The organism is Ancylobacter mangrovi (genome assembly GCF_024752355.1).
GTDB classification, from domain to species: domain Bacteria; phylum Pseudomonadota; class Alphaproteobacteria; order Rhizobiales; family Xanthobacteraceae; genus Ancylobacter; species Ancylobacter mangrovi.
In genome coordinates, this window is the sequence record NZ_JANTHZ010000002.1 from 211,033 (window position 1) to 230,378 (window position 19,346).

Genomic DNA, 19,346 nt, shown 5'->3' on the forward strand with positions numbered 1-19,346 from the left:
GCATCTTCCGTTAAGGCAGACCTCGCGCGGGCCTCATGGGCGTGCGGCGGCCCTTTGCGGGGAGCCGCCGTGCCCGTATGCCGCTACTGCACCGAGGCGTGCGTCAGCCAGGTCTTCACCGCCCGCAACGCCTCGTTGCGGTTGCCGGTGCGGTGCTCCGCCTCCTGGTAGACGGCGATCTGGATGTCGGCGCTGGTGCCGCCGCCCAGAATGGTGCGCAGATGCTCCAGCTCGGCCGTCCCGCCGAGCTCGCGCGCATCCTCGCTCACCATGTCGATCAGTGATTCGACCGCCTGAGCCACGGGCACCGCCTCGCGCGCATGGCGGTCGACGATACTGCCGTGGATGCCGTAGCGCTGGGCGCGCCACTTGTTCTCCGAGGCGATGGCGCGGTCGACCGCGTCGATGCCGGCATTGACCTCGGGATGGCGCACCAGATGGCGCACCAGCGCGCGGTAGAGCGCGGCGATGGCGACCGAATCCTCCACCCTCGTGCAGCTGTCCGGCGCGCGCAGCTCCAGCGTCGGATTCTTGCGCGAGGGACGGATCGTCCACCAGATGTAGCTCGAATCGCGGATCGCCCGCGCCGCCACCAGCGCGTCGACATAGGCCTGGTAGTCGCGCGCGCTCTCGAACAGCTCCGGCAGGCCGGTGCGCGGCAGCTCGTCATAGGCGGCGAGGCGGTAGCCCATCAGCCCGGTGCGCCGCGATTCCCAGAACGGCGAGGAGGTCGACAGGGCGACGAACACCGGCAGGTAGGGCAGGATGCGGCGCATCACGTCGATGCGCAGGTCCGCGTCCGGCAGCTCCACATGCACGTGCAGCCCGCACAGCATGTTGCGCTCTCCCAGCATCTGCAGGTCGTGCATCAGCCCGTCATTGCGCTGGGTCGGGGCGCGCTTGCCGCTCTGCCAGGAGGCGGTGGGGTGGGTGCCGGAGGCGAAGAAGGCGAGGTCGAACTCGCCGGCCACCTCGCCCAGCGTGCGGCGCAGCCCGTGCAGCTCCGCCCGCGCCGCCGCGGCTTCCCCGTGCGGCGTCGACATCACCTCGAGCTGGGACTGCGGGAGCTCGCCCATGACGCGCGGGCCGAGCACCTCGCGCGCCTTTTCAAGGAAGGCCGGCGGCATGCGCTTGAGGGCGCTCTTGGTCTCGCCGTCGACGATGAAATACTCCTCCTCGATCCCGATTCGGTAGTCTTCCGCCATGGTATCCCCTCCGCCAACTGCCCCCGCACCCCTGGCGCGTGAAGTTTAGCCAGCACAGAATCAAGGGCGCTCTGCGTGGTGTGCTAGATGATGAAGAAGTGAGACCGGAATATGACCGGGTTTTAGCGCGCGCACGACATAGTTTTATTATAAGAAATTTAGGCTGGACCGGGCCCGCGCGTAGAATTCAACTTTACCAAGCGCGCACGAGACACCGTTCCGCATGGTGCGGCGCCAGATAACGCGCAACGGCGCGACGGGTTCCGACGGCCTCGGAAAAAAAGCGCCCGGGTCAGCCCCTCGCCTGCCGGGCGGCCTCGACCAGGGCGAGCGCGGCCACGGCGGCGGTGTCGGCGCGCAGGATGCGCGGGCCGAGCGAGAGCACGATGGTGCCGGGCCGGCGCGCGATCTGGCGCCGCTCGGCCTCGTCGAACCCACCCTCCGGGCCGATCAGCACGGCGAGCGGGCCCTCGACCGCCGCTCGCAGCGCGGCGAGCGGATCGGCCTCGGGCGCGGCCTCGTCGCAGAACACCAGCGTGCGCCCGGGCGCCAGATCGGCGAGCCAGCGCGTCAGCGTCACGGGCTCCTCCACCGGCGGCGGGGCCAGGATGCCGCACTGCTCGGCCGCCTCGATGGCGTTGGCGCGCATGCGGTCGGTGTTCACCCGGTTCGGCTGGGTGTGGTGCGTCATCACCGGCACCAGCCGGCCCGCGCCCATCTCGACCGCCTTCTGCACCATGTAGTCGAGCCGGGCGTGCTTGAGCGGGGCGAACACGTAATCGAGATCGGGCCGCGCGGTCTGGCTGCGCAGCCGCGCCTCGCAACGCAGCACCGCCTCTCGCCGTCCGCCGGCTTCGCGCACCGCGCGCCACTCGCCATCGCGGCCGTTGAACAGATGAATATGTCCGCCGACCGGGAGCCTGATCACATCCCCGACATAATGAGAGCGTTCACGATCGAGCCGGATGACCGCGTCCGGGCCGAGATCGTCGGTGACGAAGAGGCGCTGGGCGCGGAAATCATAGTGCTCGTCGGGCGAGTCGTTCTCGGGGCGAGCCATGGCAGGGGCCGTGTCGAAGGAATGACGATAGGAAAGATTGACGTAACGGCGCACTCGCCGCGATGTTGCCCAATCTTTAATGCCTCTGTATCACCCTCGGTCAAGAATGCTGAAGAGGCGGAAAACAGCATGATATCGTCGCAGTCGGATCGCATCGCCAGACGCACGGCGCATCTGCGTGCCGGAGCGAGCGCGCTCGCGGCCGGCGTGCTGCTGGCCGGTCTCACCCTCGCCAATCCGGCCGGAGCGCAGTGGATCGGCGCCGCGGGCGGTCAGAGCGACACGGGTTCCTCCTCGTCGAGCGCCGCGCCATCCTCCAGCGCCACCATTCCGGGCGACGTGTCGACCAGCATCGCGCCGGGCGGCACCGGTGCGCAGGGCCTGGCGCCGATGGAGTCCGAGATGGGCACCGGCATGGGCGGCATGGGTGCGCCCGGCGGGCTGGGCATGAGCGCGCCGGGAATGGCAGCGCCAGGCATGGGTGCACCGGGTATGGGCGCGCCGGGTGCGGGCGACGGCCCTTCCCCCGCCGAGGCCGCCAACATCGCCGAATGCCAGTCGCAGGTCGACACGCTGCGCGGCGAGGTCGAGACCCGCGGCAAGGAGCTGCAGAAGGCCACCAAGCGCAAGGCGTCGCCGGTCGAGCTGTGCCCGATGTTCCGCAACTTCGTGTCGACGCAGCAGAAATTCATCTCCTACCTGACCAAGAACCAGTCCAAGTGCCACGTGCCCGACGAGGCGCTGAAGGAGCTGAAGACCAACGCCTCCGGCGTCTCCGGCGTGCGCGACAAGGTATGCCAGGTCGCCAAGCTCGAGAGCGAGGGCGGCGGCGCGCCGGGCCTGCCGCCGCAGGGCTCGCTGTCGGCCGGCCTCGGCCTTTCCAGCGGCCTGCCCTCCGGCAGCCAGGAAAAGGGCGGCGTGTTCGACACGCTCGTCGGCGACGCCCTGCACTGACGCCCGGCGATGAACGCGCCCCTCTCCGCGCCCGCCGACGCCACCACCACCTGGGTGGACCGGCGCGCGCCCGCGTTCCTGCGCCCGTTCCTCCGCCTCGCCCGCGCCGATCGCCCGATCGGAAGCTGGCTGCTGCTGATCCCCTGCCTGTGGTCGACCGCGCTCGCGGCCGGCATCAGCGCCGGCGAGGGCGCGCCGCGCCCGGTCCAGGCGCTTGGCCTGATGCTCCTGTTCGCCATCGGCGCGGTGGCGATGCGCGGGGCGGGCTGCACCTGGAACGACATCCTCGACCGCGACATCGACGGGCGGGTGGAGCGCACGCGCCTGCGCCCGCTGCCCTCGGGCCAGGTCGGGCTGCTGGGCGCCTTCGTATTCCTGGGCCTGCAGGCGCTGGTCGGCCTCATCGTCCTGCTCTGCCTGCCGCCCTTCGCCATCGTCACGGCGCTGTCCTCGCTCGGCGTGGTGGCGATCTACCCCCTGATGAAGCGGGTGATCTGGATTCCCCAGCTGGTGCTGGGGCTCGCCTTCTCCTGGGGCGCGCTGATGGGCTTCGCCGCCCTGATCGAGGCGCTGCCGCCGGCCGCCTTCCTGCTCTATGCGGGTTCGATCCTCTGGGTGGTCGGCTACGACACCATCTATGCCCATCAGGACCGCGAGGATGACGAGCAGGTCGGCGTGAAGTCCTCGGCCCGGCTGCTGGGCTCCGCCACCCGCCCGTGGCTCGCCGTCCTCTATGCCGGGGCGGCGCTGCTGATCGGGGCCGCGCTCGTCGCGGCGGGGGCGGGACCGCTCGCCTATGCCGGCCTTGCCGCCTTCGCGCTGCACCTCGCCTGGCAGGTCCGCCGCCTCGACATCGACGACCCCGCGCTGTGCCTCGTCGTGTTCCGCTCGAACCGCGACGCTGGACTGCTGCTGTTCGCCGGCCTCGCCGCCGCGGCGCTGCTCGCCTGACCCGGCCCGACCACGACACAGGCCCGGTTCCGGTTGCCCCGCCGCCCCGGCGGGTGCTAAGGAGCCGCGCGTTCTCAAGAAATGGCCTCCCGATGAGCATCCGCCTGCACCGCGGCGACCTGGTCGATCTCTCCCGCTACCGCGCCGAGACCACGCCCTTCGTCGCCATCGACACGGAGACGCTCGGTCTCAACCCGCACCGCGACCGGCTGTGCGTGGTCCAGCTCTCGCCGGGCGACGGCACCGCCGACATCGTGCAGATCCCGGCTGGCGCGGGCCCGGGCAGCGCGCCCCATCTCGAGGCGCTGCTCACCGATCCCGCGATCGTGAAGCTGTTCCACTTCGCGCGCTTCGACATCGCGGTGCTCGGCAAGACCTTCGACCTGACGGTCACGCCGGTTTGGTGCACCAAGATCGCCTCGCGCCTGACCCGCACCTATACCGACCGGCACGGGCTGAAGGAGATCACCCGCGAGCTGCTCGGCATCGACCTGTCGAAGCAGCAGCAGAGCTCGGACTGGGCGGCCGAGGAACTGACCGACGCGCAGCTCCTCTACGCCGCCTCGGACGTGCTGCACCTGCATGCGCTGCAGGTGAAGCTCGCCGCCATGCTGGAGCGCGAGGGCCGCACCGGGCTGGCCGAGGCCTGCTTCGGGTTCCTGCCGACCCGGGCGAAGCTCGACCTCGCGGGCTGGCCGGAAGAGGACATCTTCTCGCATTCCTGATCGGCTTCCCGATCCCGGCCGCACCGGGCCCTCACGGCTGCCGCATTGTCGCGCGAGAAGGCCGGCCGCACGGCGCGTTCGGTGCGCCTATGGCGCCCGCAGTATCTTGCGCGCAGCGTGTTAAGCCGCCATCTTCAATCCGGCCGCGCTGGGGGTCGGCCGAGCCCGGGATTCGCCGACACGCATGAACCGACACGTGGAACCTCCTGTGCGCCATGGCGCGGCGGCGACGGGCCCGAAGGCTCGTCATGCCCCCGTGCGCCGGGACGCCAACCATTTCCGCGCGGCACGGCGCCATAGCGGATTCGTTCGCTTCTTCCGCTGGGCGCTGCCGGCCGGCGTTCTTCTCGTGCTCGGCGCCATCCTGGCGGCGAACTACCTCAACCCGTTCCGGCTTGGCGTCGACCTCCCCTTCGACCTCGGGCGGGTCTCGATGTCGGGCACGCGGGTGATGATGGAGCTGCCGCGCCTGCACGGCTTCACCTCGGACAATCGCGGCTACGACGTCTCGGCGGAATCGGCGACGCAGGACCTGACCCAGCCCGACCAGATCGACCTCAACACGATCAAGGCGAAGCTCGAGCTCGCCGACAAGGGCTGGGCGAAGCTCACCGCCAGCACCGGGCGCTACGACACCAAGACCGAGCAGCTCCAGCTCGGCGGCGGCGTGCACTTCGACACCTCCGCAGGCTATGCCGGCACGCTCAAGGAAGCGTCGATCGACGTCAAGGACGGGCGCATGGTCTCCGACCATCCGGTCGAACTGACCTATGTCGACGGCAAGCTGACCGCCGATCGCATGGAAGTGACCCAGAAGGATTCCCGGGCCCTGCTCACCGGCCATGTGCAGCTCAACTTCCGCCTGCCGCCGCCCGACGACGGCAAGGCTTCGAAAAATGGCAAGGGTGCGGATAAGGGCGGCGCGCCGGGCGGCCAGGGCAGCGCCGCGCCCCGGCTGCGGGGCGCCGATGCGGGGCAGGTGCCGTGACGACATTGAATGCGCGCGCAGGCGCGGGTAGACATGGGTTCATGAACCCGTTCCCGTGCCCCGGCCTCACCCGTTCCCTCCGCCTGTGCGTGCCGGGCCTCGCCCTGCTCGCGGCCTTCGGTATGCTCGCCGTGGCGCCGGCAGAGGCGCAGGTGAGCAACAACGTGCCCAACGCGCTGCAGGGCTTCGCCACCAACCGCGACGAGCCGATCCGCATCGACGCCAACAGCCTCGAAGTGCGCGACCAGCAGAAGCAGGCGGTGTTCAGCGGCAATGTCGTGGTCCGGCAGGGCGATACGACGATGCGCTGCAAGGAGCTGGTCGTTTTCTACGACGGCAAGGGTAATGGCGCGCCCGGCAACGGCGCGGCGGGGAATGGCGGCAAGGACAGCGGCGGCGACAGCAGCAGCGCGATGGCCTCCGGCAACCCGATCAACTCCTCCTCGGTGCGGCGGCTGGAGATCAACGGCTCGGTCGTGGTCACCACCAAGGAGCAGACCGCGACCGGCGACCAGGGCGTGTTCGAATCCGCCGCCAACACCATCACCCTGACCGGCAACCCGGTGGTGCTGAGCCAGGGGCCGAACGTCATTCGCGGCAAGAAGCTCACCGTCGACCTCACCACCGGCACCTCGCGCTTCGAGGGCGGCCGCGTGGAAAGCCTGCTCGTGCCCAACAGCATGAAGCAGCAGGGCAAGCCGGGCGCCAAGCCCTGATCCGGCGTGCGCCGGTCGCCGCGCCCGCTCGAGTGCCGCAGGGGCACCCGAGGCCCCGCAAAAGGCGCGCCCCGCCCGACTGAAGGGGCGCCGCCAAGCCCCCTCGAAGCCCTGCCAACCCACTTTCGGCCCGCTTTTTGCATCTGGCATTTGCCAGCGCGGCGCGGAGCGTCTATCACCTTCGTAAGTGGGTTACACCACGGAGGTGCGCGTGGGATTTTTGTCCGGACTCGGAGTCCGCGGCGGCAGGTCGTCGCCGGCTGGCAGCGTATCGTCGGCGGAAAAGGCGTCGCGTGGATTCGGCTCAGGCGGCCGGCGCGGAGCGCCTGCCGAGACGGGCATGGAATCCGCATATGAAGGTGACGGGCATTCCCCCGGGTTTGCCCCGTCCGACTATCCGCCGGACCCGCCGCCGCAGGCCACATTGACCTCCCATATCGAGCAGCCGGTCTCGGGCCGGGGCGTGCTCAGCGCCGTCGTCCTCGCCAAGAGCTATGGCGGGCGCAAGGTGGTGCGCGAGGCGAGCCTGCATGTGCGCAGCGGCGAGGCGGTCGGCCTGCTCGGCCCGAACGGCGCCGGCAAGACAACGATCTTCTACATGATCACCGGCCTCGTTAAGGCCGATGCCGGGCGCATCGAGCTCGACGGGCACGACGTCACCCACCTGCCCATGTACCGCCGCGCCCGCCTCGGCGTCGGCTACCTGCCGCAGGAGGCCTCGATCTTCCGCGGCCTCTCGGTCGAGGACAATATCCGCGCGGTGCTCGAGGTGGTGGAGCCGAACCGCAAGCGGCGCGAGCGCGAGCTCGACGCGCTGCTGGAAGAGTTCCGCGTCACCCATGTGCGCAAGTCACCCTCCATCGCGCTGTCCGGCGGCGAGCGGCGACGTGTGGAGATCGCCCGCGCCCTCGCCACCCGCCCGAGCTTCATGCTGCTGGACGAGCCCTTCGCCGGCATCGACCCGATCGCGGTGGGCGACATCCAGACGCTGGTGCGCCACCTCACCCAGCGCGGCATCGGCGTGCTGATCACCGACCACAATGTGCGCGAGACTCTCGGCCTGATCGACCGCGCCTACATCATCCATTCCGGAACCGTGCTCATGGAAGGCTCGCCCGACGACATCGTCGCCAGCGAGGACGTGCGCCGGCTCTATCTCGGCGAGGAGTTCCGGCTCTGATGACGCCCGCCGCGCCCTTCGCCCCGCTCGACGCCTCCGGAGAACGCGTTTCATGCCGCTGAGCCCGCGCCTCGAGTTCCGCCAGACGCAGTCGCTGGTGATGACGCCGCAGCTCATGCAGGCGATCAAGCTGCTGCAGCTCTCCAATCTCGACCTCGTCGCCTATGTCGAGGCGGAACTGGAGCGCAACCCGCTGCTGGAACGTCAGGTCGAGCCCAATGGCGAGCGCAGCGCGGAAGGCGAAGGCGGGGGCGAGGACGGCGGCAACCGGGAGGGCGCGGATCCGCATTCGGCCCATGACGGGCATGATGGTCACGAAGGCCATGAAGGCCGCGAGGCGCACGATTCCCAGGACCCGCACGACCCGCACGACCCGGACGGGCGCGCCGACGGGCTGGGGTCGGAGCGCGATTCCCAGGTCACCGACTGGCTGGAGGAGCGGCTCGGCGCCAGCCGCAGCACCATCGAGGACCGGCTCGACACCACGCTGGACAATATCTATCCCGACGACAACGGCCGCGAGCAGGCCAGCCCCCCCACGCCCATGGGCGAAGGCCCGGCCTATTCCGAATGGGCGGGCGTCGGCACCGGCGGGCGCGACGACGAGGGCTACAACCTCGAAGCCTTCGTGCCGGCGGAGACGACGCTCGCCGAGCACCTCGAGGCCCAGCTCTCGCTCGCCATCACCGACCCCGCCGAGCGGCTGATCGGGCTCAACATCATCGACCTCATCGACGAGGCCGGCTATCTCTCCGCCGACATTTCGGGCGTCGCCGAGCGGCTCGGCGCGCCGGTCGAGACGGTGAACCGGGTGCTGGAGACGATCCAGACCTTCGACCCGCCGGGCATCGGCGCCCGCTCGCTATCCGAATGCCTCGCCCTGCAATTGCGCGAGCGCAACCGCTTCGACCCCGCCATGGCGGCGCTGCTCGGCCATCTCGAACTGCTGGCGCGGCGCGAATTCGCCATGCTGAAGCGGGTCTGCGCCGTCGACGACGAGGACCTCGCGGAGATGGTCGGCGAGATCCGCCGGCTCAACCCGAAGCCCGGCCTCGCCTTCGGCTCCGGCGTGATCCAGCCCATCGTGCCGGACGTGTTCGTGCGCGGAACGCCGGACAACTGGCTGGTGGAGCTCAATTCCGACACGCTGCCGCGGGTGCTGGTGAACCAGGCCTATTACTCGCGGGTGCAGAAGGCGACGCGCAACGACCGCGAGAAGGCGTTCCTGACCGACTGCATGCAGACCGCGACCTGGCTGACCCGCTCGCTCGACCAGCGCGCGCGCACCATCCTCAAGGTCGCGACCGAGATCGTGCGCCAGCAGGACGCGTTCCTCACCCTCGGCGTGCAGCATTTGCGGCCGCTGAACCTGCGCATGGTGGCGGACGCGATCGGCATGCACGAATCCACCGTTTCGCGCGTCACCTCCAACAAGTACATGGCGACGCCGCGCGGCATCTTCGAGATGAAGTACTTCTTTTCGTCCTCGATATCCTCCTCGGATGGGGGGGAGGCGCATTCCGCCGAATCGGTACGCTTCCGCATCAAACAGATGATCGACGCGGAATCGCCGGACGACGTGCTCTCCGACGACACGCTGGTGCAGCGGCTGCGCGAGGCCGGCATCGACATCGCCCGGCGCACCGTCGCCAAGTATCGCGAGGCGATGCGCATTCCTTCCTCGGTGCAGCGGCGCCGGGAGAAGCAGGCGGCCCTTTCCGCAGGCTGAGGAAAGCCCTTGCCGCACAAGGTTTTGCGGCAGCTATCCACCGTCCTCGTTGACACTTTCCCTCGCGGCTCCTACCACTTTCAAGCACCGGCCGGGCAAGTAGGGGGTTCGGGCAGGCTGCGGAGGCTACGTTAGGTCATATCCACCGCCGCCAGCTCCAGCAGAGGAACTAGTCACGATGCCGCTGCGGGTTTCTGGGAAAAATCTTGATGTGGGTGAGGCGCTGAGACAGCGGGTCTCGGATCGCGTCGCCGGAGCCATGGACAAATACTTCGACGGCGGCTGGTCGGGCCACGTGACCGTCGCGCGGGAAGGGTCGGGCTATCGCTCGGACTGCGCGCTGCATCTCGACAGCGGCACCATCCTGCAGGCCCATGCCGATGCGCAGGACCCCTATTCCAGCGCCGACGCGGCAGTGGGGCGCATCGAATCGCGCCTGCGCCGCTACAAGAGCCGCGTGAAGCGCCGCGCCGTGAATGGCGAGGAGGCGCCGCTGCCGGCGGAGATCATGCCGCTCACCGTGCTGTCCGTTCCCGACCATGACGAGGCCGAGGAGATGGACCTCAGCGGGTGGAGCCCGACCGTTGTGTGCGAGGCGAATGCCGACCTGCCGCAGCTCTCGGTCAGCGACGCGGTGCTCGAGCTCGATTTCTCCGGCGCCAGCGCGGTGGTGTTCCGCCATGCCGGCCATGGCCGGATCAATGTGGTGTATCGCCGTGCCGACGGTCACGTCGGCTGGGTCGATCCGCCGGCCCACGCCAAGGCGGATGACGTGCATTGACCTGCCACCCAGCCGACCGGCGCGCCTCCGCGGCCAGGGCCGCGCGCGCGCCGCGGTCCGTCACGATCCGGATTCTCCCATGGCGCTGAACGACATTCTGGCGGTGTCTGCCGTCTTTCCGGCCTTGCGGGTTGCGAGCAAGAAGCAGGCGCTCCAGGACCTGGCGGCCCACGCCGCCGGGATCCTTCAGCGGGACGAGCGGGAGATCTTCGAGACGCTGAACCAGCGCGAGCGGCTCGGCTCCACCGGCGTGGGGAGCGGCATCGCCATTCCCCACGGCAAGCTGGCCAAGATGGACCGGCTGTTCGGCATGTTCGCCCGGCTGGAGAAGCCGATCGATTTCGAGGCGCTCGACGGCGAGCCGGTCGACCTCATATTCCTGCTGCTCGCCCCCGAGGCGGCGGGCGCCGACCATCTCAAGGCGCTGGCGCGCATCGCCCGGCTGCTGCGCGATCCGGAAGTGGCGAAGAAGCTACGCGCCTCGCGCGATGCCGCCACCATCTACGCCATCCTCACCGGCGAGCAGGCGACCGACGCCGCCTGACGCCGGGCCCTCGCGCGCCGCCCGAAGGCGGATTCCGGCACGGGACGGAGCGTGGGGACTGCTTTGACGAGGCCGCTTGCCTTGGCGCGGCGGGACATCCACCCTAATTGAAGAGGATCACGCCCGCACGGTGCGGGCGCGACCGCCCCGAGGACGGCCGCCGGGACGAGGCGGTCGAGAGACGCCCGCCGAGGAACGACCGTGATGGACGACACCGCCCTGCCCGCAAACCTCGCCCTCGCGCCGTCGCAATGCCGGGCGGCGCGGGCCGTGCTCAACTGGAGCCTCGAGGACCTCGCCGCGCGCGCCCATGTGACCGCCGACTGGCTCGAGGCGTTCGAGCAGGGCCGCGAGCGCGCGGGCGATGCCGATCCTGGTGAGGCGGAGCGCCTGCGCCGCGCCTTCGAGGAGGCCGACATCGACTTTCTCGAGGCCGGCGAGGCGAGCTCGGGCGGCGGGCCGGGCCTGCGCATGCGCCAGAAGGCCGGCTATATCCCGGCCGAACGGCTGAGCTCGGCGAACGACGTCTGAGCCCCTGCGCGGGCTAGGCCGGCTTTTCCGCCCTCAGGGCGTGATCGCCACCTTCAGCACCCCGTCGCGCTGGTGCGAGAACAGCTCATAGGCCGCCTCGATGTCGTCGAGCTTGAAGCGGTGCGTCACCAGCGGCTTCAGATCGACCCGGCCGGAGGCGATGACGTCGATCAGCCGGCGCATGCGTTCCTTGCCGCCGGGGCAGAGCGTGGTGACGATCCTGTTGTCGCCGAGCCCGGCCGAGAAGGCGCCGAGCGGGATGGTGAGGTCCGACGAGTAGACGCCGAGCGAGGACAGCGTGCCGCCCGGGCGCAGCACCTTAAGCGCCGATTCGAACGTGTTCTGCGTGCCCAGCGCCTCGATGGCGACGTCGACGCCGCGCCCGTCGGTCAGCGCCATGATCTGCTCGACCGGGTCGCCGGCCTTGAAGTCGACCACGTCAGAACAGCCGAGCTGGCGGGCGATGGCGAGGCGCTCGGGCACCGTGTCGACGCCGATGATCCGGGTCGCGCCCTTCAGCTTCGCCCCGGCCACCGCGCACAGGCCGATCGGGCCGAGCGCGAACACCGCCACATGGTCGCCGATGCGAACCGCCCCGCTCTCCGCGCCGGAGAAGCCGGTGGACATGATGTCCGGGCACATCAGCACCTCCTCGTCGGTGAGGTGGTCGGGCACGGGGGCGAGATTGGCGAGGGCGTCGGGCACCAGTATGTAGTCGGCCTGCGCACCGTCGATGGTGTTGCCGAACTTCCAACCGCCCATGGCCTTGAAGCCATGCTTGGTGCCCGGCCCGTCCTGCGAGCCGCAGCCGCACAGGCAGGCATAGGAATGGGCGCTCGGGGTGATGGCGCCGGCGATGACCCGCTGGCCTTCCCAGTAGCCGGTCACGGCAGAGCCGAGCTTCTCGATGACGCCGACCGGCTCGTGGCCGATGGTGAGGCCCTTCTCCACCGGGTACTCACCCTTGAGGATGTGCACGTCGGTGCCGCAAATGGTGGTGGTGGTGATCTTCACCAGCGCATCGAGCGGGCCGACATCGGGGATCGGCTTCTCGTCGAGCACGATCCGTCCCTTGTCGACGAAAATCGCGGCCTTCATCTTCGCCATCACGTCCTCCTCATACTGACGAAGCGTCACTATGGGGAGAAAGGACGTGGGGACCATGACACGGGTCAAGGCCGGCTCGGAAGCCGACCGATCCGGAAGGGCTCAGCCGACCCCGCGCTCGGCCATCAGCCGCACCACGGCGGCGCGCAGCTCGGCGATGCCGCTGCCCTCGCGGCTGGAGGTGACGAAGACGGTCGGGAACGCCGCCGGCCGGCGCGCCAGCGCCGCCTCGGTCTCGGCAATGCGGGCCTCGAGCGCGGCCGGCTTGAGCTGGTCCACCTTGGTCAGCACGACGGCGTAGGAGACCGCGGCCTTGTCCAGTCCGTCCAGCACCTCGCGGTCGATCGGCTTCAGCCCGTGGCGGGAATCGATCAGTACGAAGACGCGGGCGAGGTTGGCGCGCCCGCGCAGATAGGCATGGATCAGCGCCGTCCAGGCGTCGACCTTGTCCTTGGGCGCCTTGGCGAAGCCGTAGCCGGGCATGTCGACGAGCGTCAGCTCGGGGCCGAGGCGGAAGAAGATCAGCTCCTGCGTGCGTCCCGGCGTCACCGAGGTGCGCGCCAGCGCCTTGCGCCCGGTCAGCGCGTTGACGAGGCTCGACTTGCCGACATTGGAGCGCCCGGCGAGCGCGATCTCGATCCCCTGCATCGGCGGCAGGGTCGGAATCGAGGGCGCGGCGGCGATGAACTGCCACTCGCGCGCGAACAGCTTGCGCCCCGCCTCGATCAGGTCGTCGGAAATCTCGGTCTCGCTCATGCTGCGCTTATCGGCTGGCCGGCGCCGCCGCGCAAGGCGTCAGGGCACGGCGCGGGGGCGGGGCGGTTCGCCCGCCCGAATGAAAGGCGGCGGGGACAGCCGCTCAGGCCGTCCCCGCCGCCGGGTCCGTGGGTGCCGTGGCGGCGCGCCGGGCGCGCGCCTATCCGGCGGTCCGCTTCTTCTTGCGGACGAAGGTGCTCTTCAGATTGTCCCACAGTTCGACCTTCACGCCGTTGCGGCGCATGATGATCGACTGCTGGATCACCGAGAGCGTGTTGTTCCACGCCCAGTAGATGACGAGGCCCGAGGCGAAGCGCGCCAGCATGAAGGTGAAGATCAGCGGCATCCAGTCGAAGATCGCCTTCTGGGTCGGGTCCGGCGGGGCCGGGTTCAGCTTCATCTGCGCCCACATGGTGCAGCCCATGATGATCGGCCACACGCCGAGCATCAGGAAGTGGCCGATCACCGGCACGGTCGAGGGATCCCAGGGGATCAGGCCGAACAGGTTGAACACCGTCGTCGGATCGGGCGCGGACAGGTCCTTGATCCAGCCGAAGAACGGCGCGTGGCGCATTTCGATGGTGACGAACAGCACCTTGTACAGGGAGAAGAAGACCGGGATCTGGATGACGATGGGCAGGCAGCCCGCCACCGGATTGATCTTCTCCTTCTTGTAGATCTCCATCATCGCCTGCTGGAGCTTGACCTTGTCGTCGCCGTAGCGCTCGCGCAGGCCCTGGATCTCCGGCTGCACCGCCTTCATCTTCGCCATCGAGGCGTAGCTCTTGTTGGCGAGCGGGAAGAAGATCAGCTTCACCAGCACCGTCACGATGAGGATGGCGACGCCGAAATTGCCCACGACGTGGTAGATCCAGTCGATCACCGTGAACATGGGCTTGGTGATGAAGTAGAACCAGCCCCAGTCGATCAGCAGCTCGAAGCGGTCGATGTTGTACTGCTTCTGGTAGCCGTCGACGACGCGCACCACCTTGGCGCCGGCGAACAGGCGCCCGTCGCGCTGCACGTTCTGGCCGGGGTCGATCGTCACCGGCTCGCCGAGGAAGTCGGTCTGGTAGGTCAGGTCGGCACCGGTCTGGGCGGCGGAGAAGCGTGCCTGCACCTTCTCGTCGGTGCCGGGGATGACGGTAGCGGCCCAGTACTTGTCGGTGATGCCGAGCCAGCCGCCGACCGAGGAGAAGGTCTCGCTCTTCTTCTCGGCGATGTCCTTGTACTTGACCTCGTGCAGCCCGCCCTCGCTGGTCACGCCGATCAGGCCTTCATGCAGGATGTAGTAGCCGAGCGTGTGCGGCGTGCCGTGGCGCGAGACCAGCGCATAGGGATGCAGCGTCACCGCCGCGGTGCCGTTGTTCTCCACCGCATCGACGACGTGGAACATGTAGTGCTCGTCGATCGAGATGGTGCGGTGGAAAACCTGGCCCTCGCCATTGTCCCAGCTCAGTGTCAGCGGGGTGGTTGGCGTCAGCTTCGCGCCGTCGGGAGCGGTCCACACCGTGTCGCTGGCGGGCAGCTTCACGGTGGAGCCGGAACCCGCGACCCAGCCGAACTCGGCGTAGAACGGATCGGGCGCGCCCGTGGGCGACAGCAGCACGATGATCGGGCTGTCGGGGTCGACCGTCTCGCGATAGTCCTTCAGCGAGAGGTCGTCGATGCGCCCGCCCTTGAGGTTGACCGAGCCGACCACGGTCGGCGTCTCGATGGGAACGCGCGGGGCGAGGGCCAGCGCCTCGGTGCGGGTCATGGCCTTGGGCGGCGCGGTGGCCGGGGTCGGCGCCGTGGTGCCCGCGGCGCCGGGCGCCTGCGCGCCACCGGCCGTGTCCTGCCCGGTCGCGGCGCCCTGCCCGCCCGCCGCCGGCTGCTGCGCGGTCTGCTGGGCCTGCTGCTGGCGCTGGGCTTCCATCTGCGGGATGCCGGAGAAGAACTGCCAGGCGATCAGCACTGCCATCGACAGGACGATGGCAATGATCATGTTGCGGTTTTCACTGGTCATGGGCAGTTCTCTCCGTCGACGCCGGGATCGGCGGCGGCGCCATGTCTGGCGTCGCGGGCCGTGGCCGGCGCCGGCTTCCTGAGTGAAGGCGGGCGATGCCCCGCTCTATGTCGTTAATGAGATCGGTGAAAGGCGCGGCAAGCGCGGTACGGCGGGCGACGATCACATAGTCGAAACCCGTCCGCCCGGCACGCGGCAGAACATCGCGCACGGCCGCACGCAGGCGCCGCCGGATGCGATTACGCTCCACGGCGTTGCCCTGCTTCTTGGTAACGGTGAGACCGATGCGCGGCGGCGTTTCGTCCGCGCGGTCCCGGGCCTGCAACAGCAGGGACCCGGCATTGGCGCGCAGCCCCGCGGCTGCGGCCAGAAAATCCTTGCGCTTGACGAGCCGGTGCATGGGGGCGCCGATCCTCAGGCGGCAGGGCGGCGCGCCCCAGCCATATGGGGCCGAAGACGGACGTCAGGCCGACAGACGCTTGCGGCCATGATTCCGGCGCGCATTGATGATCTTGCGGCCGTTGCGGGTCGCCATGCGCGCACGAAAGCCGTGCCGGCGGGCGCGCACGAGCTTGCTCGGCTGGTAGGTGCGCTTCACGGTGTATTCTCCGCTTGGTGGTCAGGCTTCCGGCTCGGATCTACCCCGTATCCGGCCGGCCGCGGGCTATGCCACGGTGCCGAAGCGCAAATAGGGGAACGACCCGACCGCCGGGCAGCCAAGGTTCGCGGCGGCTTATAGGGGCGCGGCCGCCGCAAGTCAATCGCGTCGGGACGCCTTCGCGCCCGGCTGCGGCACGCCACCGCGCCCGACGCTGCGGCAACCCGGAAAGGCCCTGGTTGTCCGCTTGCCTGCGCCGCTTCGGATCGCGCCGGCAGGTGCATATGAACTCGGCGATATCTGTCGCGCGCGTCCGAGCGTACTATATCAGGCGGGCCCGACCCGCGACGAGAGGGAGCCCCACACGGGGAAACCGTCCTTGCCTTGCCGCAATCCTCGGGTCGGATGGCCGAACCGGCCCGCGCGGCGGCGACTCGCGCCGGGCGACCGGCAAGGCACGATCGCGAGGCGCCACGATCACGAGGTGCGATGAACAGGCGCGTGAAAATCGAGGACGAACCTGCCGTGCCGGCCCCGGAAGGGCCGGCGGGGGTCGGGTTCGCGCAGACCCGGGCGGACGCGCCGCCGCACCCGGGCGGCAAGGGTTTTGCGCGCCATCTCGGCCTGTCGGGCAAGCTACTCGCCTTCACCCTCGCCTTCGTCATGCTGGCCGAAGTGCTTATCATCGTGCCCGCCGTCTCAGCCTTCCGGCTCAACTGGCTGTCCGACCGACTGGCGGCGGCGCGCACCGCCGCGCTGGTGCTGGACGCCGCGCCCGAGGGCATGATCCCGCCCCAGCTCACGCGCGAGCTGCTGGGCAGCGTCGGCGCCATCACCGTGGCGTTGAAGCGCGACGACACGCGGCGCCTGCTCGCTTCCACCGACATGCCGCCGGAAGTCGACCACCATGCAGACCTGCGCGATGTCGGAGCCTGGCAGGCGGTGTCGGACGCAGTCGACACGCTGCTCGCCCATAATGGCCGCACCATCCGCGTAGTCGGCACGCCGCCGCGCGGCGGCGGCTTCGTCGAAATCGTCATCGACGAGACCCCGCTGCGCAAGGCGATGCTGCGCTTCACCCGCAACGTGCTGCTGATCTCGTTCATCGTCACCGCGCTCACCGGCGCGCTTGTCTATCTCGGCCTCGCCTGGATGTTCGTGCGGCCGATGCGCCGCCTGACCCGGCGCATGGTGGCATTCCGTGAGAACCCCTCGCTGCCGGGCCCGGAACTGGAGCCGATGGAGCGCATGGACGAGATCGGCCAGGCCGAGCGCGAATTCGTCACCATGCAGCAGCAGATCGCCGACACGCTGCAGCAGAAGACCCACCTCGCCGCGCTCGGGCTCGCCGTGTCGAAGATCAACCACGACCTGCGCAACCTGCTGTCCTCGGTGCAGCTCATCTCCGACCGCCTCGCCGACATCGACGACCCCGCGGTCCAGCGCTTCACCCCGAAGCTGGAAGCGGCGCTCGACCGCGCGATCGCCTATTGCGAGCACACGCTCGCCTACGGCAAGGCGGTGGAGCCGACGCCGCAGCGGCGCATGGTCGCCCTCGCCGCGCTGATCGGCGAGGTGCGCGACACGCTCGGCCTCGGCGCCAACGAGGAGGACGGCGTCGGCTGGATCGAATCGATCGAGGACGGGCTCAAGGTAGATGCCGACCCGGACCAGCTCTTCCGCATCCTGCTCAATCTCTGCCGCAACGCGATGGAGGCACTGTCCGCCCGCGCGCCCAACGACCCCAAGCGCGACCAGATCCGCATCACTGGGCGACGCGAGGGCGGCACCGTGGTGATCGAGGTGGCCGACACCGGCCCCGGCGTGCCCCAGCGTGCCCGCGCGCACCTGTTCGAGCCGTTCCAGGGCTCGGCCCGGCGCGGCGGCACGGGGCTCGGCCTCGCCATCGCCGCCGAGCTGATGCAGGCGCATGGCGGCGACATCCAGCTCGTGCCCGGCACCATCGGCGCCACCTTCCAGCTCCGCATCCCCGACCGGCCGGTGGACCTCGAGGCCCATCGCGCCCAGCGCTCGCATGGCTGAGCGGAAGGGTTGAGACGATGAGCGCAACCAGGCGCCGCCACGGCACCCGCCGGGCACGGATCGCCCGCGCTACGGCCTTCGCGCTCATGGCCTTGCTCGCCGCTCCTCTCGCCCCGCCCATGACCGCCGCCAGCGCGGCCGAAGCCCAAACTGCCGAGGCCGCAAAATCCGCAACGGCGCATGAGGTGACGGTGGCGGGCGAGCGGATCTTCGTCGACGGCAAGCCCTTCGCCGTGCGCGGGGCGACGGGCGACGGGCCGCTCGGCGAACTCGCGGCGCTCGGCGCCACCACCGTGCGCACCTATGGCGGCGATCCCGGCCCGGTGCTCGACGCCGCCGAGGCGGCCGGGCTCAAGGTCATCGTCGGCTTGTGGGTCGGCCAGCCGCGCAATGGTGCGGACTATGGCGACCCCGCCTTCGTCGCCCGCCAGCTCGACGAGTTCCGCGCCACAGTTGAGCGGTACCAGGACCACCCCGCCCTTCTCATGTGGGGCATCGGCAACGAGGTGGAGGTCGACCTGCCGGCGGGTGGGGATGGCGCCGTCTGGCCGGCGATCGAGCAGATCGCCGCCATGGTGAAGCGCGCCGACCCCGCCCACCCGACCATGGCCGTGCTCGCCGAGACCGGCACCGACAAGGTCGCGCGGCTGCGTGCGCAGGCGCCGAGCATCGACGTGCTCGGCCTCAACTCCTATGGCGACGCGCTCTACACCGCGCCGGCCCGCGCCCGTGACCAGGGCTGGACGGGGCCGATCGTCATCACCGAGCTCGGCGCGCTCGGCCAGTGGCAGGCCGCCACCACGCCCTGGGGCGCGCCCTTCGAACCGAGCTCGACCCAGAAGGCGATCCAGATCCGCCGCTATCTCAAGGCGCTCGGCGAGCAGGAGGCCGGCACCATCCTGTTCCTGTGGGGCCAGAAGCAGGAGGTGACGCCGAGCTGGCACAGCCTGCGGCTCGCCGGCGGGGAATGGCTCGAAGCCTCCGAAGCGATGGCAGGCGCCTGGGGCGGGCAGACGCCGGGCGGCAACCACGCGCCCCGCATCGCCTGGCTGCGCGTCGCCGGCGATCCGAGCGCGCCCTTCGCCTCCTGGCCGGCCGACGCGCCGGGAAGCGTGCGGTTGAACGCCGTAGACCCGGATGGCGACCCGCTCACCGCCACCTGGAGCGTGATGGCCGAGAGCACCGCGCGGGGCATAGGCGGCGACGCGGAAGCCGTTCCGCCCGCCTTTCCCAAGGCGATACAGGCCGGCGGCCTCGACGGCGCGACGATCAGCCCGCTGCCGCCCGGCCACTACCGGATTTTCGTCGAGCTACGCGACGGCCGCGGCGCAGGCGCGACCGCCAACCTGCCCTTCGAACTGCGCTAGCCGCGCTCCCGATCCGGCCTTCGGAGGCGGTGCGGCCGGGGCCGTGCGGGCGCGTGCCGGCCGGCATCGCGACGAGCTGTGCACAGGGAGCTGTATCAGGGAT

19 protein-coding genes are annotated in these 19,346 nt (G+C 69.9%); 12 read left to right on the forward strand and 7 right to left on the reverse strand.

The window, feature by feature from the left end:
* Positions 1-83 precede the first annotated feature (83 nt).
* Complete coding sequence (locus NVS89_RS06330; RefSeq protein WP_258731745.1) at positions 84-1,205, reverse strand: carboxylate-amine ligase; 1,122 nt, start codon at positions 1,203-1,205, stop codon at positions 84-86.
* A gap of 292 nt (positions 1,206-1,497) precedes the next feature.
* Positions 1,498-2,265, reverse strand: coding sequence for a 16S rRNA (uracil(1498)-N(3))-methyltransferase (locus NVS89_RS06335; protein ID WP_258731746.1), 768 nt, complete (start codon positions 2,263-2,265; stop codon positions 1,498-1,500).
* Positions 2,266-2,394: 129 nt separating this feature from the next.
* On the opposite strand from NVS89_RS06335, the gene NVS89_RS22905 reads away from it, so the two are divergent.
* The 10 genes from NVS89_RS22905 (at position 2,395) to NVS89_RS06385 (ending at position 11,364) form a co-directional block, all read left to right on the forward strand.
* Positions 2,395-3,219: a hypothetical protein gene (locus tag NVS89_RS22905; RefSeq protein ID WP_309486523.1), complete on the forward strand. Its 825-nt coding sequence runs from the start codon at positions 2,395-2,397 to the stop codon at positions 3,217-3,219.
* Positions 3,220-3,228: 9 nt separating this feature from the next.
* Complete coding sequence (gene ubiA, locus NVS89_RS06345; RefSeq protein ID WP_258731747.1) at positions 3,229-4,170, forward strand: 4-hydroxybenzoate octaprenyltransferase; 942 nt, start codon at positions 3,229-3,231, stop codon at positions 4,168-4,170.
* A gap of 92 nt (positions 4,171-4,262) precedes the next feature.
* On the forward strand, positions 4,263-4,895 hold the full coding sequence (locus tag NVS89_RS06350; protein WP_258731748.1) for a ribonuclease D: 633 nt from the start codon (positions 4,263-4,265) through the stop codon (positions 4,893-4,895).
* Positions 4,896-5,091: 196 nt separating this feature from the next.
* Entirely contained in the window at positions 5,092-5,883 is a 792-nt protein-coding gene (gene lptC, locus NVS89_RS06355) for an LPS export ABC transporter periplasmic protein LptC (RefSeq protein WP_258731749.1), read from the forward strand.
* A 41-nt stretch (positions 5,884-5,924) separates the two neighbouring features.
* Positions 5,925-6,599, forward strand: coding sequence for an LptA/OstA family protein (locus NVS89_RS06360; RefSeq protein ID WP_258731750.1), 675 nt, complete (start codon positions 5,925-5,927; stop codon positions 6,597-6,599).
* A 340-nt stretch (positions 6,600-6,939) separates the two neighbouring features.
* Positions 6,940-7,779 (forward strand): LPS export ABC transporter ATP-binding protein, encoded by an 840-nt coding sequence (lptB, locus tag NVS89_RS06365; protein ID WP_258731751.1) that lies wholly within the window; start codon positions 6,940-6,942, stop codon positions 7,777-7,779.
* Between the two features lie 52 nt (positions 7,780-7,831).
* Positions 7,832-9,508: an RNA polymerase factor sigma-54 gene (gene rpoN / locus NVS89_RS06370; protein WP_258731752.1), complete on the forward strand. Its 1,677-nt coding sequence runs from the start codon at positions 7,832-7,834 to the stop codon at positions 9,506-9,508.
* A 178-nt stretch (positions 9,509-9,686) separates the two neighbouring features.
* Entirely contained in the window at positions 9,687-10,289 is a 603-nt protein-coding gene (gene hpf, locus NVS89_RS06375) for a ribosome hibernation-promoting factor, HPF/YfiA family (RefSeq protein WP_258731753.1), read from the forward strand.
* 79 nt (positions 10,290-10,368) lie between these two features.
* Positions 10,369-10,833, forward strand: a complete 465-nt coding sequence (gene ptsN, locus NVS89_RS06380; RefSeq protein ID WP_258731754.1) for a PTS IIA-like nitrogen regulatory protein PtsN — start codon at positions 10,369-10,371, stop codon at positions 10,831-10,833.
* Between the two features lie 204 nt (positions 10,834-11,037).
* Positions 11,038-11,364, forward strand: a complete 327-nt coding sequence (locus NVS89_RS06385) for a helix-turn-helix domain-containing protein (protein ID WP_258731755.1) — start codon at positions 11,038-11,040, stop codon at positions 11,362-11,364.
* Between the two features lie 33 nt (positions 11,365-11,397).
* Here NVS89_RS06385 and NVS89_RS06390 read toward each other — a convergent pair whose 3' ends face one another.
* The 5 genes from NVS89_RS06390 to rpmH all read right to left on the reverse strand — a co-directional run bounded on the left by NVS89_RS06390 (position 11,398) and on the right by rpmH (position 15,833).
* Positions 11,398-12,471: an NAD(P)-dependent alcohol dehydrogenase gene (locus NVS89_RS06390; protein WP_258731756.1), complete on the reverse strand. Its 1,074-nt coding sequence runs from the start codon at positions 12,469-12,471 to the stop codon at positions 11,398-11,400.
* Positions 12,472-12,573: 102 nt separating this feature from the next.
* Positions 12,574-13,227: a ribosome biogenesis GTP-binding protein YihA/YsxC gene (gene yihA, locus NVS89_RS06395; protein ID WP_258731757.1), complete on the reverse strand. Its 654-nt coding sequence runs from the start codon at positions 13,225-13,227 to the stop codon at positions 12,574-12,576.
* 160 nt (positions 13,228-13,387) lie between these two features.
* Positions 13,388-15,235 (reverse strand): membrane protein insertase YidC, encoded by a 1,848-nt coding sequence (yidC, locus tag NVS89_RS06400; protein ID WP_258731758.1) that lies wholly within the window; start codon positions 15,233-15,235, stop codon positions 13,388-13,390.
* Positions 15,225-15,635, reverse strand: a complete 411-nt coding sequence (gene rnpA / locus NVS89_RS06405) for a ribonuclease P protein component (RefSeq protein ID WP_258731759.1) — start codon at positions 15,633-15,635, stop codon at positions 15,225-15,227. Before rnpA ends, yidC begins: the two co-directional genes overlap by 11 nt.
* Positions 15,636-15,698: 63 nt before the next feature.
* Positions 15,699-15,833 (reverse strand): 50S ribosomal protein L34, encoded by a 135-nt coding sequence (rpmH, locus tag NVS89_RS06410; RefSeq protein WP_258731760.1) that lies wholly within the window; start codon positions 15,831-15,833, stop codon positions 15,699-15,701.
* Between the two features lie 663 nt (positions 15,834-16,496).
* On the opposite strand from rpmH, the gene NVS89_RS06415 reads away from it, so the two are divergent.
* Positions 16,497-17,876, forward strand: coding sequence for an ATP-binding protein (locus tag NVS89_RS06415; RefSeq protein WP_258732350.1), 1,380 nt, complete (start codon positions 16,497-16,499; stop codon positions 17,874-17,876).
* Between the two features lie 17 nt (positions 17,877-17,893).
* Positions 17,894-19,243, forward strand: coding sequence for a glycoside hydrolase family 2 TIM barrel-domain containing protein (locus tag NVS89_RS06420; protein ID WP_258731761.1), 1,350 nt, complete (start codon positions 17,894-17,896; stop codon positions 19,241-19,243).
* The last annotated feature ends 103 nt before the right edge of the window (positions 19,244-19,346 follow it).

Coding starts and splice junctions, on each gene's coding strand:
- NVS89_RS06330 (WP_258731745.1), bottom strand. CDS start 1,205: ATGGCGGAAGACTACCGAATCGGGATCGAGGAGGAGTATTTCATCGTC.
- NVS89_RS06335 (WP_258731746.1), bottom strand. CDS start 2,265: ATGGCTCGCCCCGAGAACGACTCGCCCGACGAGCACTATGATTTCCGC.
- NVS89_RS22905 (WP_309486523.1), top strand. CDS start 2,395: ATGATATCGTCGCAGTCGGATCGCATCGCCAGACGCACGGCGCATCTG.
- ubiA (WP_258731747.1), top strand. CDS start 3,229: ATGAACGCGCCCCTCTCCGCGCCCGCCGACGCCACCACCACCTGGGTG.
- NVS89_RS06350 (WP_258731748.1), top strand. CDS start 4,263: ATGAGCATCCGCCTGCACCGCGGCGACCTGGTCGATCTCTCCCGCTAC.
- NVS89_RS06360 (WP_258731750.1), top strand. CDS start 5,925: ATGAACCCGTTCCCGTGCCCCGGCCTCACCCGTTCCCTCCGCCTGTGC.
- lptB (WP_258731751.1), top strand. CDS start 6,940: ATGGAATCCGCATATGAAGGTGACGGGCATTCCCCCGGGTTTGCCCCG.
- rpoN (WP_258731752.1), top strand. CDS start 7,832: ATGCCGCTGAGCCCGCGCCTCGAGTTCCGCCAGACGCAGTCGCTGGTG.
- hpf (WP_258731753.1), top strand. CDS start 9,687: ATGCCGCTGCGGGTTTCTGGGAAAAATCTTGATGTGGGTGAGGCGCTG.
- ptsN (WP_258731754.1), top strand. CDS start 10,369: ATGGCGCTGAACGACATTCTGGCGGTGTCTGCCGTCTTTCCGGCCTTG.
- NVS89_RS06385 (WP_258731755.1), top strand. CDS start 11,038: ATGGACGACACCGCCCTGCCCGCAAACCTCGCCCTCGCGCCGTCGCAA.
- NVS89_RS06390 (WP_258731756.1), bottom strand. CDS start 12,471: ATGGCGAAGATGAAGGCCGCGATTTTCGTCGACAAGGGACGGATCGTG.
- yihA (WP_258731757.1), bottom strand. CDS start 13,227: ATGAGCGAGACCGAGATTTCCGACGACCTGATCGAGGCGGGGCGCAAG.
- yidC (WP_258731758.1), bottom strand. CDS start 15,235: ATGACCAGTGAAAACCGCAACATGATCATTGCCATCGTCCTGTCGATG.
- rnpA (WP_258731759.1), bottom strand. CDS start 15,635: ATGCACCGGCTCGTCAAGCGCAAGGATTTTCTGGCCGCAGCCGCGGGG.
- NVS89_RS06415 (WP_258732350.1), top strand. CDS start 16,497: ATGCTGGCCGAAGTGCTTATCATCGTGCCCGCCGTCTCAGCCTTCCGG.
- NVS89_RS06420 (WP_258731761.1), top strand. CDS start 17,894: ATGAGCGCAACCAGGCGCCGCCACGGCACCCGCCGGGCACGGATCGCC.